Raw genomic sequence first — 13501 nt, 5'->3', positions numbered from 1 at the left:
GGCACCGGTCGCGGTTTCGAATGCCACCGCCAGATCGCGGTCGCAATTGCTGCCCGGAAAGACGATGACGGCGCTCTTCATCGCTCAGGCGCCCTTTTCGATGCGGTAATTTTCGATCACCGTGTTGGCCAGCAGCTTTCGGCACATGGCGTCGATATCCTCGTCGCTGGTGCCATCGGCGAGGTCGAGCTCAATCAGCTTGCCCGCGCGCACATCGTTGACACCCTCGAAGCCAAGCCCTTCCAGCGCATGATGGATCGCCTTCCCCTGCGGGTCCAGGACGCCGCCCTTGAGGGTCACGAAGATGCGGGCTTTCATGGGACGCAAGCTCCTAACAGTAGGCATGAACCGCGCGCGGCGCGCGGCGGATCGGGATTGCGGCACCCCCTAGGCGCGTGGCGTTGCGGAGGCAAGCCATTATGACCTGCCGCCCACCCTTTCCATCGCCCGGCAAGCGCGCATGACGCAGCATGCGAGAGAAGATGCGCTCATTGTCCCATAACAAAAAGGCCGGCGCTGCGGCCGGCCCTTCGTTCATTCCTTCTCGCGCTTCTTGCGATGAGTGTCGAGGTCGAGCACCGTGGTGTCGAGCCCCTCGGGCAGCAATCCCAGTCGGCGCGCGACTTCCTGATAGGCTTCGACCTCACCGCCCAGGTCGCGGCGGAAGCGGTCCTTGTCCAGCTTTTCGCCGGTGGTCATGTCCCACAGACGGCATCCGTCGGGGCTGATTTCGTCCGCCAGGATGATGCGGCTGTAGTCGCCGTCCCACAGCCGACCGAATTCCAGCTTGAAGTCGATCAGCCGGATGCCGATACCTGCAAACAGCCCGCACATGAAATCGTTGATGCGGATCGCCATGTCCGCGATGTCGTGCATCTCTTCCTGCGTGGCCCAGCCGAAACAGGCGATATGCTCTTCGGACACCAGCGGATCGCCCAGCGCGTCGTCCTTGTAGCAATATTCGATCAGCGTACGGGGAAGCTGCGTCCCCTCTTCGATCCCCAGCTTCTTGCTGAGCGATCCGGCTGCCACGTTGCGCACCACGACCTCGATCGGAACGATCTCCACTTGTCTCACCAGCTGCTCGCGCATGTTGAGGCGACGGATGAAGTGGGTGGGGACGCCGATCTGGCCGAGCAGCGTGAAGATATGCTCCGAAATCCGGTTGTTGAGCACGCCCTTGCCCGAAATCGTGCCCTTCTTCTGCGCATTGAAGGCCGTGGCGTCATCCTTGAAATATTGGATGATCGTGCCGGGCTCGGGGCCTTCGTAAAGAATCTTTGCCTTGCCTTCGTATATCTGGCGGCGACGGGCCATGGGCGTTCCTGTCTGTTTCGTCAAAAAAATGCGCCCCGGCAACGCGAATCGGAAGGATCAGCGGATGCCGGGGCTGTCAACGCGGCCCATAGAACAAAGTTGTAATTGGTGCAACGAAGCCGTCAGGCGATGCCCTTCATCCTGCGGAACTGGTCGAACAGGTCGAGGAAACGGTCGATGTCGGCCTTGCTCAGGAAATAGGGGGTGGACAGGCGCAATTTGCTGGGATTGCCGCCGCGAATTCGCACCTTGTGACGGGTCCACAGCCATTCCTGCAACTCCATCCGCTGCACTGGCGGCACGTTCACCGTTGCGATCCCACCGCGCAGGGCCGGATCGGGGGATGTCCAGCTTTCCGCTCCGCGCTTCATCATTTCTGCGTGCATGTAGTCCGCAAGCGCGCGATTGCGTGCTTCGATCCGAGCGATCCCGACTCCGTTTGCGAAATCGACAGCGGCGTTCAGGCCCATGAGTGTGGGAATGCATGACGATCCGATCTGCATGAACCGGTCGGCCATCCGCGCAGGATCGTCATATCCGCCGGTGACGACTGTGCTCCACACGCGGTTCATGACGCCTTTGTCGCGCAGGTATAGGAAGCCCGTGCCCTTGGTTGCGAACAGCCATTTGTGCATCGACCCGGTATAAAGATCGCATCCCAGATCCTTGAGATCGAGGTCAATCATACCGGGCGCATGAGCACCGTCGAACGCCGAAACAATGCCTTTGGATCGCGCGAGGGCGGCAATCTCCTTGGCGGGAAGAATGACGCCGGTGGCGGTGCTGATATGACTGACGAAAATGATGCGCGTGCGCGGGGTGATCGCATCGTCGATCCGGTTGAGAATGTCCGCTGCGTCTTTCGGCGGTTTTGGCATGGCAAACTTTTTCACCACGATCCCATAACGGCGCTGGCGAAGCATCCAGGGCATTTCGCCCGATCCGTGTTCCTCGTCGCTGATCAGCACCTCGTCGCCCGGCTTCATGTCGAAACCGTTGGCGACATAGCTGTTGGCTTCGGTGCAATTGCGCAGGATCGCCATCTGTTCGACCTGAGCTCCGACGAATTGAGCGAAGGGCTTGCGATACTCATCCCAAGCCCCATAGCCCCAGATCGGATAATCTTCCGACCCGGACTGCGTCATCTGCTCGGTTGTCTCGAACCCGTCGAAAATCGCTTTAAGTACGGGGCGCGGGGAAGAGCCGACGGTGCCGACATTGAGGTCAATGACGTCGCTGGGGATCAGGAACTGCTTGCGTACTGCCGCCCAATAGGCCTCCGGCTTCGTGTCGAGCAGAGTGGGGGCGGGGAGCGGTACGGCGGCGAGCGCTTGCGCGCCCGACGGAGCGGCTAGCGAGGCGGCAGCGGCGCTGCCCATGAAGGATCGGCGATCGAGCATCTGCGTATCCCCTGCAAGAGGCGCGGCGGTCAGCCGCAATTTGCTCAACGATGAAGCGGCGCAAATCCACCCCATGGTCGGGGCCGAGGCAGCTTTTGCCGGATTGATGCGTTTGCGCATCGACCGAATGGGAGAAGATGCCTTGAAAACGACGATCGTGCTTGCCGCTCTGCTGTGCGGGGCCTGCAACGTGTCGGTGACCGAAGCGAACAATAGCACCGAGCTGCAATCTTCGAATTCGGGGGCAGCCACAGCTGCGGAAACCGGCGCACGCACCAGCGCCGATTACGATTTCAAGATCGTCGATGAGGACACTGCGAAGGCTCCCGTTCCCAATCCCATTCTTCAGGCGCAGGTCGCGCTCGACCGGCGTGGCTTTTCGCCGGGCGTGATCGATGGAAAGGACGGGATGAGCTTCAAGGCTGCGCTCAGCGGTTTTCAAGCGGCGAACGGTCTGCCTGCAAGCGGGGAATATGATGATAAGACGGCGCAGGCTTTGCTGAGCGGGTCCGACAATCCCACTACATGGCTTGTCCGCATTCCAGAGGGCTTCGCCCGCGGTCCTTTCTTCGATGTGCCCAAGAGACTTAACGAACAAGCCAAGCTGCCAGCGGCCACATACCGCAATCTGCTCGAAAAGCTGGCCGAGCGGTTCCACACGACCCCGGAAACGCTTGTGGCGCTCAATCCGCCCGGAACGAAGGCTGGTGCAGGCGCGATAATCCGCGTGCCCGCAGTCGCCAGCCAGCCCATCGCTCAGATCGAAGGCGACGAACGCGGTTGGGGAGAAACGCTGGCGAGCCTTGGCGTTGCAAAGGATCAGCCGCAGGCCGACCATCTGGTCGTCGATAAATCCGAAGGGCTGCTCAGGGTCTACGACGCGGACAACAAGGTCATTGCACAGTTCCCGGTGACGACCGGATCGGAGCATGATCCCCTGCCGTTGGGCGAATGGACGATCAAGGGCGTCAGCCGCAATCCGGACTTTCACTATAATCCCGACCTGTTCTGGGACGCGTCGTCGAAGGATGAGAAAGCGGTGCTGAAGCCAGGACCCAACGGTCCCGTGGGCGTGGTATGGATCGACCTTTCCAAGGATCATTACGGCATCCATGGAACCCCGGAACCGCAATTGATCGGTCGGACCGAAAGCCATGGGTGCATCCGCCTGACGAACTGGGATGCCGCGCGCCTCGCCCAGATGGTGAAGGCGGGCATCAAGGCCAAATTCCAGGCATGAGGTGGCGGCGGTGGGGCAGCGCTGCTCTGGCTCTGCTGCTTTGCGCCGCCTTTCTGCGCTTTTGCGTCCGGTTCGTGCCTGCTGACGCACCGACCGGGGGCGAGCATGCCGAACCGGCACCGACCGTCCATCTGATCGTGCCGGTGGAGGGCGTAGCACCCTCTTCGTTGACGGACAGCTTTACCCAATCGCGTGCCGCCGGTGCGCGTAGCCATAATGCCATCGATATCCCAGCGCCGCAGGGGACGCCCGTGCTCGCAGCGTCGAACGGACGTATCGAAAAGATATTCTGGAGCAAGGCGGGAGGCCGTACTCTCTATCAGCGGTCGCCCGATGGACGCCTTTCATATTATTATGCTCATTTGCGCGCCTACGCGCCTGAACTTCAAGAGGGACAAGCGCTGCGGCGCGGCGATCGCATCGGCACCGTGGGTAGCACCGGCAATGCCGATCCCGCCGCGCCGCACCTGCATTTCGCCGTGCATGTCATGAGCCCTGGCGATCCATGGTATGGGGGGAGGGCGGTCAACCCCTATCCGTTGCTGACAAAGGGACGCTGAACCCGCTCCCCCTTGCCCTTCTGTCCGTGTCGCTGTAAACGCCCGCCAGCCTCCACGAGGCCGGCTCTTTTCCACATTCAGACATATAGGCAGGCTCTTCCCATGAAGATCAGCGGCGTGGACATCCGTCCCGGCAACAACATCGAGTATGAAGGCAGCCTGTGGCGCGCCGTTAAAATTCAGCATACCCAGCCCGGCAAGGGTGGCGCCTATATGCAGGTGGAACTCAAGAACCTGATCGACGGGCGCAAGAACAACGTCCGTTTCCGCTCTGCAGAAACGGTTGAGCGCATCCGCCTCGATACGAAGGACTTCCAGTATCTCTACGCCGAAGGCGACATGCTGGTATTCATGGACACCGAAACCTACGAGCAGATCAACCTGCCGCAGGATCTGGTCGGCGAAGCGTCCGCCTTCCTCCAGGACGGCATGATGGTCATGCTCGAAATGTATGAGGAACGCCCGATCAGCGTGCAGTTGCCCGAAACGGTCGAAGCGACCGTGGTGGAGGCCGACGCCGTGGTGAAGGGGCAGACCGCTTCCGCCAGCTACAAGCCCGCGATCCTCGACAATGGCGTGCGCGTCATGGTGCCGCCCCATATCGTCACGGGAACGCGTATCGTCGTCGACGTTTATGAACGCGAATATGTAAAGCGAGCAGACTGATGTCGATCCGCAGCGCACTCATGATGGCGGCGGCCTTCGTGGCAAGCCCAGCCATCGCCGCCACCGCCCCTGCCGCGCCGACCAAGGCGCAGCTGGAAACGGCCGCTTTCCACCTCAAGGTGCTGATGAGCGCGCTGCAATCGAAGGAGGTGGACGAACCGATCAAGAATGTCCTGTTCGTCTGCCTTTATGAGAATCCCTTCGGCAAGGTGAGCGATTCGACCGCCAAGGTGCTTGCAGGCAACAAGCTCGATCCGAAGGACCCCAACAAGGTGCTGACGGTGATGGCAGGCGTGTGCGGGCTGCGTCCCGGCGGCAGCGCTGCGCCGCCAGCGGGCGTCAAGCCCGCGCCCAAGCCCGGCCAGCCGCAGAAGCCCCGCAGCCGCTGACCCACCCCTGCAATCTTCTCCGGCTAGCGGAGGAGGGAGAAAAGAATAATGGTATCGCACTCCGGCCTTCTCACCGTCATGGAACGCGCCGCTCGCAAGGCAGGCTCGAAACTTCGCCGCGACTTCGGCGAGGTCGAGCATCTTCAGGTCAGCCGCAAGGGGCCAGCCGACTTCGTGTCGAAGGCTGATCAGCAGGCGGAGCGCACGCTGGTCGAGGAATTGCAGAAGGTCCGTCCCGACTGGGGCTTCCTGCTTGAGGAGGGGGGCGAAATCGCCGGGGACCCCACCAAGCCGCGCTGGATCATCGATCCGCTCGATGGCACGACCAACTTTCTGCACGGCATACCGCACTTCGCCATATCGATCGCGGTGGAGGAGCCGCTCTATGGCGGGCATAAGCGGGAGGTCACGACCGGCCTCGTCTATCAGCCTGTCACCGACGAAAGCTACTGGGCGGAAAAGACGCGTGGCGCGTGGCGGCATGATCAACGCTTGCGCGTGTCTTCGCGCCGCGATCTGGGCGATTGCCTGATCGCGACGGGCATTCCGTTCATGGGTCATGGCGACATGGCGCAATGGACGCGTATCTTCGGCGCCGTGGCGCCTTCCGTTGCCGGTATCCGCCGTTTCGGCGCCGCCGCGCTCGACCTCGCCCATGTGGCATCGGGCCGGTATGACGGTTTCTGGGAAAGCGGGCTCAAGCCATGGGACATGGCGGCAGGCCTGCTGCTGGTCCGCGAAGCGGGCGGCTTTACCAGCGACTTCCGTGGCGGGGACCAGATGATCGAGCGCAAGGAAGTGATCGCCGGAAACGACGCGATCCACTCCAAACTGCATAAGTTGGTCGCAGGAGCATTGCGCTAAGCCACAACTCGACCAATCGCTTCATACCGTTGAGTTTTTGCGATTCATTCTCAAGGCTGTCGCCCCTTGCTTCGCATATGCAGCAGGCCTAAAGCGCGGCCACAACCTTTTCGCCCAGGGGATACCGTTGGTCGATCTTGCCCAATATCTGCCGATTCTGATCTTCATCGGAATCGCCTTGCTGCTCTCCAGCGCTTTTGTCTTTTTGCCGATGCTGGTGGGCCGCCTGACCGGCGCGCATCAGCCCGATCCGGCTAAGCTCAGCGAATATGAATGCGGTTTCCCCGCGTTCGAGGAGCCGCGAAGCCAGTTCGACGTGCGTTTCTATCTGGTCGCCATCCTCTTCATCATCTTCGATCTTGAGGCGGCGTTCCTGTTTCCCTGGGCGGTGAGCCTCGACCAGATCGGCTGGGCCGGCTGGGCGACGATGATGATCTTCATAGCGGAGCTGGTACTCGGCCTCGTTTATGCGTGGAAGAAGGGAGCACTCGATTGGGAGTAGAACTCGAAAGGCCTGCCCCCGGCACGATGCTGCCGGCCGGAACGCAGCCTGATCAGGCCTTCTTCGACTCGCTGAACGGCGAGGTCGCCGACAAGGGATTTCTCGTCACGTCGACCGAAGAATTGTTCCAGTGGGCACGCACCGGGTCGCTATGGTGGATGACCTTCGGTCTTGCCTGCTGCGCAGTCGAAATGATCCACGTCAACATGCCGCGTTATGACATGGAGCGCTTCGGCGTTGCTCCGCGCGCATCTCCGCGCCAGTCGGACGTGATGATCGTCGCGGGCACTTTGTGCAACAAGATGGCGCCCGCGTTGCGCAAGGTTTACGATCAGATGTCCAATCCGAAATATGTTATTTCGATGGGCAGCTGCGCCAATGGCGGTGGCTATTATCACTACAGCTATTCGGTAGTTCGGGGCTGCGACCGGATCGTGCCGGTCGACATCTACGTGCCGGGTTGCCCGCCGACTGCCGAAGCGCTGCTTTATGGTGTGATGCAGTTACAGCGGAAGATCCGCCGGATCGGGACGATTGAGCGTTAATATGGGCCATTCCGCACCGAAGATCGCGACCATCGAAGGTATCGCCGGGGAAGTTGCCGGGCTGCTGGGCTCGATGCTGATCGAGACGGTTCACGATGCCGACGAATATAGCTTCACCGTGGTACGCGAGCGCCTTGCCGAGGCGCTGGACCTGTTGCGCGTGCGTGGGCAGTATCAGCAGCTGATGGAAATCGCGGGCGTCGATTATCCCGACCGCCCCGAGCGGTTCGAGGTCTGCTATCATTTGCTCAGCGTCACGCGCAATCATCGCGTCCGCGTAAAGGTCACGACCGACGAGGACACGCCCGTGCCCACCGTGACGCACATCTGGCCTGTCGCAGGCTGGCTGGAGCGCGAAGTGTTCGACATGTATGGCGTTCTGTTCGAAGGAAATGGCGACCTGCGCCGCATCCTGACCGACTACGGTTTCAAGGGGCACCCCCAGCGCAAGGACTTTCCGCTGACCGGCTATGTCGAACTTCGTTATTCCGAAGAAGACAAGCGCGTCGTGTATGAGCCGGTGGCCCTGGCGCAGGACTTCCGCAGCTTTGACTTCATGAGCCCATGGGAAGGCGCGCAATATGTGCTGCCGGGGGACGAGAAAGCGCCGCCAGCCTCTGCTGCGCCTGCCGCCCCACCTACGCCCAAGACGACTGAGGAAAAGGCCGACACTGGCGCTGGCGAAGCGGCGAACAAGGAAGCGAAGGCGAAGTCTGCCGACGCGCCGGCCAAGCCCGCCCCCGCCACCGATGAAGGCAAAGGCGCTGCCAAGCCGGAGGACAACGCATAATGTCCGACTATCTGGAAAAGCTGGATCATCGTACCGACGCCGCCGATCCGTCCTATGGCGACACGGAAATCCAGAACTACACCATCAACTTCGGCCCGCAGCATCCTGCGGCGCACGGCGTCCTGCGTCTCGTCATGGAATTGGAAGGCGAGATCGTCGAGCGGTGCGACCCGCATGTAGGCCTACTGCATCGCGGTACCGAGAAGCTGATCGAATATAAGACCTACCTCCAGGCGCTGCCCTATTTCGACCGGCTCGACTATTGCTCGCCGCTCGGCATGGAGCATAGTTACGTGCTGGCGGTCGAAAAGCTTTTGAACCTCGAAGTCCCGCTGCGCGCGCAATATTTCCGCGTGTTCTTCGCGGAACTCACCCGCATCTGCAATCACATGCTCAACCTTGGCAGTCATGTCATGGATGTGGGCGCGATGACGCCCAATCTGTGGCTGTTCGAAATCCGGGAGGATTGCCTCGGCTTCTTCGAGCGGGCTTCGGGCGCGCGTATGCACAGCGCCTATTTTCGCCCGGGTGGCGTTCATCAGGACGTTCCGCTCAAGCTGCTGACCGACATTGCCGATTGGCTCGACACGCGCCTGCCACGCCTGTTCGAGGATGCGATCAGCCTGGTGGCCGACAATCGCATCTTTAAACAACGCAATGTCGACATCGCGGTGGTGAGCAAGGAAGACGCCCTGAAATGGGGTTTTTCCGGCCCGATGATCCGGGGTAGCGGCATCGCATGGGATTTGCGCAAGGCGCAGCCTTATGACGCCTACGACCGGATCGATTTCGATATTCCGGTCGGCACCAATTACGATTGCTACGATCGTTTCATGGTGCGCGTGGAGGAGGTCCGCCAATCGGCGCGGATCATGAAACAGTGCCTGAACGACATGCCGGAAGGTCCGATCGCCAGCTTCGACCGCAAGGTGTCGCCGCCCAAGCGGGGCGAAATGAAGCGGTCTATGGAAGCGCTGATCCACCATTTCAAACTTTATACCGAGGGCTTCCATGTGCCCGCCGGCGAAGTTTATGTGGCGACCGAAAGTCCCAAGGGCGAGTTCGGCGTCTATCTGGTCAGCGACGGCAGCAACAAGCCGTATCGCTGCAAGATTCGCCCGACCGCTTTCTCGCACCTGCAGGCGATGGATTTCATGATGAAGGGCCACATGCTGGCCGATACGACCGCTGTCCTCGGCGCCATGGACATCGTGTTTGGAGAATGTGACCGCTAATGGCTGACGCAGTGCATATCCCCGACGAGGCCGAAACCCGCGCGCGCTGGGGCGCGTTCGCGTGGACGGCTGAAAATGCCGCTCAGGCGGACAAGATCATCGCTCGCTATCCCGCCGGGCGGCAGCAGTCCGCCGTGATGCCGCTGCTCGACCTTGCTCAGCGGCAGGTCGGTGCGGATACGCAAACGCAGGGCTGGTTGCCGGTGCCGGTGATGGAATATATCGGGCGTCAGCTCGATATGCCTTATATGCGCGTCTACGAAGTCGCGACCTTCTACACCATGTATAACCTGGCGCCGGTGGGCCGCTATCATGTGCAGGTGTGCGGCACGACGCCGTGCATGTTGCGCGGGTCGGACGATGTCATGGCGGCGTGCAAAAACAAGGGGCTGGTGAAGGGATCGACAACCCCGGATGGCCTGTTCACGCTGACCGAAGTTGAATGTCTGGGGGCGTGTGCCAACGCGCCGATGGTCCAGATCAACGACGACAATTACGAAGATCTGACTTACGACAGCATGAGCGCGATATTGGAAACGCTTGCTGCGGGCGGTCAGCCAAAGGTCGGTCCTCAGATAGACCGTCAGACCAGCGCACCGGAGGGCGGCCCGACAACGCTCAAGGAAATGGTCACCGAAAATCACGACTATCGGGGAGAATGGTGATGGCCGACGCACCGGCATCCGCACCCTTCGTCGGCCCGCTCGCCGACAAGGATCGCATTTTCACCAACGTCCATGGCTTTCAGGACTGGGGTATCGATGCCGCCATCAAACGCGGCGATTGGGACAATACCAAGGCGTTGATGGAGTTGGGCCAGGACGCCATCATCGACATCATCAAGGCGTCGAACCTGCGCGGTCGCGGTGGCGCGGGCTTCCCAACCGGCATGAAGTGGAGTTTCATGCCCAAGGAAAGCAAGGACGGTCGCCCGAGCTTCCTGGTCATCAACGCGGACGAATCGGAACCGGGCTCTTGCAAAGACCGGGAGATCATTCGTCACGATCCGCACAAGCTGATCGAAGGCGCTTTGATCGCGGGCTTCGCGATGCGTGCGCGCGCTGCCTATATCTATATTCGCGGCGAGTTTATCTATGAAGCGAAGGTGCTCTTCGCAGCCGTCGAACAGGCCTATGAAAAGGGCTTCCTTGGCAAGAATGCATGCGGATCGGGCTACGACTTCGACGTATTCGTCCATCGCGGTGCGGGCGCCTATATTTGCGGCGAGGAAACCGCTCAGATCGAAAGCCTGGAAGGCAAGAAGGGTCAACCTCGTCTCAAGCCGCCTTTTCCGGCTGGGGCTGGGCTCTACGGTTGCCCGACCACCGTCAACAACGTCGAGTCTATCGCCGTATCGCCCACGATCCTTCGCCGCGGTGCGGCATGGTTCAACGGCTTCGGGCGTGAAGGCAATCGTGGCACCAAGCTGTTTCAGATCAGCGGCCATGTGAACAAGCCCTGCGTCGTCGAAGAAAGCATGTCGATCCCGTTCCGCGAACTGATCGACCGTCACTGCGGCGGTATTCGCGGCGGATGGGATAATCTGCTCGCGGTCATTCCGGGGGGATCGTCGGTCCCGCTGGTCCCCGCTAAGGAGATCATGGACGCGCCCATGGACTTCGACGGGTTGAAAGCGCTCGGTTCCGGCCTTGGCACCGCCGCCGTCATCGTCATGGACAAGTCCACCGATATCGTCCGCGCGATCAGCCGCCTCAGCTATTTCTACAAGCATGAGAGCTGCGGCCAATGCACGCCCTGCCGCGAAGGCACCGGCTGGATGTGGCGTGTGATAGAACGGCTACGCACCGGCGACGCCGACCAGAGCGAAATCGATATGCTGTTCCAGGTGACAAAGCAGGTCGAAGGCCACACCATCTGCGCGCTGGGTGACGCGGCGGCATGGCCGATTCAAGGCCTCATCCGCCACTTCCGTCCGGAAATCGAGCGCCGGATCAGCGAAAACAAGGGTAGCGCCCCCGTCATGGAGGCAGCGGAGTAACCATGCCCAAGGTCAAAGTAGACGGCGTCGAAATCGAAGTCCCGGCGGGCGCGACGGTCCTCCAGGCATGTGAACTCGCGGGGAAGGAAATCCCCAGGTTCTGCTATCATGAGCGTTTGTCGATCGCCGGCAACTGTCGCATGTGCCTCGTCGAAGTGAAGCCGGGGCCGCCCAAGCCGCAGGCCAGCTGCGCGCTGCCGGCGGCGGACAACCAAGAAATCTTCACCCAGACCGAAATGGTGAAGAAGGCGCGGGAAGGGGTGATGGAATTTCTGCTCATCAACCATCCGCTCGACTGCCCGATCTGCGATCAGGGTGGCGAATGCGACCTTCAGGACCAGTCGATGGCCTATGGCCGGGGCGGCAGCCGGTTTGATGAGAACAAGCGTGCCGTTACCGAGAAATATATGGGTCCGATCGTCAAGACGGTCATGACCCGTTGCATCCAATGCACTCGTTGCGTGCGCTTCGCCGAAGAAGTCGCGGGCGTACCGGAGATCGGCGCGATCTATCGCGGCGAGAACATGCAGATCACCACTTATCTCGAACATGCCGCCAAGAGCGAACTGTCCGGCAATGTGGTCGACCTGTGCCCTGTCGGCGCGCTGACCGCCAAGCCCTACGCGTTCGAAGCTCGTCCGTGGGAGCTTAAGAAGACCCACGCCATCGACGTGATGGACGCTGTCGGCACCAACATCCGCCTCGATAGCCGCGGCCGTCAGGTGTTGCGCGCTTTGCCGCGCATCAACGACGATGTGAACGAGGAGTGGGCGTCGGACAAGACCCGCCATAATGTCGACGGATTGGTGCGAAAGCGTCTCGACAAACCCTATGTCCGTAAGGATGGCAAGCTCGTTCCGGTATCGTGGGAAGAGGCGTTCAGGACAATCGCAGCCGTGCAGCATGGCGGCAGCGTTGCAGCGATCGCAGGCGACCTGCTCGATTGCGAGACGATGTTCGCGGGCAAGCTGCTGATCGAAAAGCTGGGCGGAACGATGCTCGAAGGGCGTCAGACGGGTCTCGCCTACGATGTGTCGAGCCTGTCGGCGGTCGCATTCAACACCCCGCTAGCCGATCTCGAAACAGCCGACGTCATTCTACTCGTCGGCACCAATCTGCGCTGGGAAGCGCCGCTGGTGAACACTCGTATCCGCAAGGCGATCAAGAAGGGTGCGAAGGTTTTCGGCATCGGTCCCGAGTTCGATCTAACCTACAAGGTGGAATGGCTGGGTAACGACGCCTCGCTACTCGCGAGGCTGCCGCAGGCCGTGCTGGATGCGTTTGCAGGGGCCTCGCGCCCGGCTGTGATCGTCGGGGGCGGCGTGCTCGCCAAGGACGGTGCGCATGGCGACACCCTTGCTCTGGTCGAAACGCTGGGCCTCGTGAAGGATGGGTGGAACGGCTATAATCTGCTGCATTTCGCAGCCGCGCGCATGGGTGGGCTGATGCTTGGCTATGCGATGGAAGGCGGTATCAAGGCGATGGCTGCGGCCGCGCCCCGACTGCTGTTCTCGCTTGGCGCGGACGAGGTCGATTATGCGGCCTTCGACAGCAGCTTCAAAGTCTATGTCGGCCATCATGGCGACAAGGGGGCCCATGCCGCAGACGTGATCCTGCCCGGGGCGAGCTATGCTGAGAAAGCGGGAACCTACGTCAATCTCGAAGGTCGTGTGCAGCGTGGTGACAAAGCCGTCTTTGCGCCCGGCGACGCGCGGGAAGACTGGTCGATCCTTCGGGCCCTGTCCGATGTGATGGGAGCGCGCCTGCCGTTCGACAGTTTCGATCAGCTGCGCATTGAAATGGCCAGGGCGGTGCCAGCTTTGGGGCAGGAGGGGCTGGTCGATTTGGGCTGGTCTGTGCCGTCGCTGTCGACAGGCGCGACCGGCGAGTTTGCGTCGCCGATCAAGGATTTCTACCTCACCAACGCGATCTGCCGCGCCAGCCCGACGATGCAGCAATGCTCGGCCGAGCTGATCCATGGTGAAAGCTTCGCG

15 protein-coding genes and 1 pseudogene are annotated in these 13501 nt (G+C 61.2%); 12 read left to right on the top strand and 4 right to left on the bottom strand.

The window, feature by feature from the left end; all coding sequences use genetic code 11:
• From DI606_RS17550 to DI606_RS17535, 4 genes and pseudogenes are all read right to left on the bottom strand, one after another.
• Positions 1 to 81, bottom strand: a pseudogene (locus DI606_RS17550) (phosphoribosylformylglycinamidine synthase subunit PurQ); the annotation flags it as partial.
• 3 nt (positions 82 to 84) lie between these two features.
• Entirely contained in the window at positions 85 to 318 is a 234-nt protein-coding gene (gene purS, locus DI606_RS17545) for a phosphoribosylformylglycinamidine synthase subunit PurS (protein WP_293985203.1), read from the bottom strand.
• Positions 319 to 534: 216 nt separating this feature from the next.
• Entirely contained in the window at positions 535 to 1317 is a 783-nt protein-coding gene (gene purC / locus DI606_RS17540) for a phosphoribosylaminoimidazolesuccinocarboxamide synthase (RefSeq protein ID WP_293985202.1), read from the bottom strand.
• A 122-nt stretch (positions 1318 to 1439) separates the two neighbouring features.
• Positions 1440 to 2717, bottom strand: coding sequence for an aminotransferase class V-fold PLP-dependent enzyme (locus tag DI606_RS17535; RefSeq protein WP_293985201.1), 1278 nt, complete (start codon positions 2715 to 2717; stop codon positions 1440 to 1442).
• 127 nt (positions 2718 to 2844) lie between these two features.
• On the opposite strand from DI606_RS17535, the gene DI606_RS17530 reads away from it, so the two are divergent.
• The 12 genes from DI606_RS17530 to nuoG all read left to right on the top strand — a co-directional run.
• A complete protein-coding gene (locus DI606_RS17530) occupies positions 2845 to 3957 on the top strand; it encodes a L,D-transpeptidase family protein (protein ID WP_293985205.1) in 1113 nt (370 codons plus the stop codon).
• On the top strand, positions 3954 to 4517 hold the full coding sequence (locus tag DI606_RS17525; RefSeq protein WP_293985200.1) for a M23 family metallopeptidase: 564 nt from the start codon (positions 3954 to 3956) through the stop codon (positions 4515 to 4517). Before DI606_RS17530 ends, DI606_RS17525 begins: the two co-directional genes overlap by 4 nt.
• Positions 4518 to 4619: 102 nt before the next feature.
• Positions 4620 to 5183, top strand: a complete 564-nt coding sequence (gene efp, locus DI606_RS17520) for an elongation factor P (RefSeq protein WP_293985199.1) — start codon at positions 4620 to 4622, stop codon at positions 5181 to 5183.
• On the top strand, positions 5183 to 5572 hold the full coding sequence (locus DI606_RS17515) for a hypothetical protein (protein WP_293985198.1): 390 nt from the start codon (positions 5183 to 5185) through the stop codon (positions 5570 to 5572). Before efp ends, DI606_RS17515 begins: the two co-directional genes overlap by 1 nt.
• A 48-nt stretch (positions 5573 to 5620) precedes the next feature.
• Entirely contained in the window at positions 5621 to 6436 is an 816-nt protein-coding gene (locus DI606_RS17510) for an inositol monophosphatase family protein (RefSeq protein WP_293985197.1), read from the top strand.
• A 127-nt stretch (positions 6437 to 6563) separates the two neighbouring features.
• Positions 6564 to 6938, top strand: a complete 375-nt coding sequence (locus tag DI606_RS17505) for an NADH-quinone oxidoreductase subunit A (protein ID WP_293985196.1) — start codon at positions 6564 to 6566, stop codon at positions 6936 to 6938.
• Positions 6939 to 6964: 26 nt separating this feature from the next.
• Positions 6965 to 7483, top strand: coding sequence for an NADH-quinone oxidoreductase subunit B family protein (locus DI606_RS17500; RefSeq protein WP_293985204.1), 519 nt, complete (start codon positions 6965 to 6967; stop codon positions 7481 to 7483).
• Between the two features lies 1 nt (position 7484).
• Positions 7485 to 8273 (top strand): NADH-quinone oxidoreductase subunit C, encoded by a 789-nt coding sequence (locus DI606_RS17495; RefSeq protein ID WP_293985195.1) that lies wholly within the window; start codon positions 7485 to 7487, stop codon positions 8271 to 8273.
• Entirely contained in the window at positions 8273 to 9508 is a 1236-nt protein-coding gene (locus tag DI606_RS17490) for an NADH-quinone oxidoreductase subunit D (protein WP_293985194.1), read from the top strand. Before DI606_RS17495 ends, DI606_RS17490 begins: the two co-directional genes overlap by 1 nt.
• The gene (nuoE, locus tag DI606_RS17485) at positions 9508 to 10173 is read left to right on the top strand and encodes an NADH-quinone oxidoreductase subunit NuoE (protein WP_293985193.1); all 666 of its coding nucleotides are present in this window, start codon (positions 9508 to 9510) and stop codon (positions 10171 to 10173) included. Before DI606_RS17490 ends, nuoE begins: the two co-directional genes overlap by 1 nt.
• Positions 10173 to 11507 (top strand): NADH-quinone oxidoreductase subunit NuoF, encoded by a 1335-nt coding sequence (gene nuoF, locus DI606_RS17480; protein ID WP_293985192.1) that lies wholly within the window; start codon positions 10173 to 10175, stop codon positions 11505 to 11507. The genes nuoE and nuoF overlap by 1 nt, the downstream gene beginning before the upstream one ends.
• Positions 11508 to 11509: 2 nt before the next feature.
• Positions 11510 to 13501 (top strand): NADH-quinone oxidoreductase subunit NuoG (gene nuoG / locus DI606_RS17475; protein ID WP_293985191.1); only part of this gene is annotated, 1992 nt, incomplete at its 3' end.

The organism is Sphingobium sp. (assembly GCF_003248505.1).
In the GTDB taxonomy this organism is placed as follows: Bacteria; Pseudomonadota; Alphaproteobacteria; order Sphingomonadales; family Sphingomonadaceae; genus Sphingobium.
This window is presented reverse-complemented; position numbering and strand designations above follow the sequence as displayed.

What these genes read in the sequence shown, in the direction of transcription:
- purS (WP_293985203.1), bottom strand. Translation starts at nt 318, where the DNA reads ATGAAAGCCCGCATCTTCGTGACCCTCAAGGGCGGCGTCCTGGACCCG.
- purC (WP_293985202.1), bottom strand. Translation starts at nt 1,317, where the DNA reads ATGGCCCGTCGCCGCCAGATATACGAAGGCAAGGCAAAGATTCTTTAC.
- DI606_RS17535 (WP_293985201.1), bottom strand. Translation starts at nt 2,717, where the DNA reads ATGCTCGATCGCCGATCCTTCATGGGCAGCGCCGCTGCCGCCTCGCTA.
- DI606_RS17530 (WP_293985205.1), top strand. Translation starts at nt 2,845, where the DNA reads ATGGGAGAAGATGCCTTGAAAACGACGATCGTGCTTGCCGCTCTGCTG.
- DI606_RS17525 (WP_293985200.1), top strand. Translation starts at nt 3,954, where the DNA reads ATGAGGTGGCGGCGGTGGGGCAGCGCTGCTCTGGCTCTGCTGCTTTGC.
- efp (WP_293985199.1), top strand. Translation starts at nt 4,620, where the DNA reads ATGAAGATCAGCGGCGTGGACATCCGTCCCGGCAACAACATCGAGTAT.
- DI606_RS17515 (WP_293985198.1), top strand. Translation starts at nt 5,183, where the DNA reads ATGTCGATCCGCAGCGCACTCATGATGGCGGCGGCCTTCGTGGCAAGC.
- DI606_RS17510 (WP_293985197.1), top strand. Translation starts at nt 5,621, where the DNA reads ATGGTATCGCACTCCGGCCTTCTCACCGTCATGGAACGCGCCGCTCGC.
- DI606_RS17500 (WP_293985204.1), top strand. Translation starts at nt 6,965, where the DNA reads ATGCTGCCGGCCGGAACGCAGCCTGATCAGGCCTTCTTCGACTCGCTG.
- DI606_RS17495 (WP_293985195.1), top strand. Translation starts at nt 7,485, where the DNA reads ATGGGCCATTCCGCACCGAAGATCGCGACCATCGAAGGTATCGCCGGG.
- DI606_RS17490 (WP_293985194.1), top strand. Translation starts at nt 8,273, where the DNA reads ATGTCCGACTATCTGGAAAAGCTGGATCATCGTACCGACGCCGCCGAT.
- nuoE (WP_293985193.1), top strand. Translation starts at nt 9,508, where the DNA reads ATGGCTGACGCAGTGCATATCCCCGACGAGGCCGAAACCCGCGCGCGC.
- nuoF (WP_293985192.1), top strand. Translation starts at nt 10,173, where the DNA reads ATGGCCGACGCACCGGCATCCGCACCCTTCGTCGGCCCGCTCGCCGAC.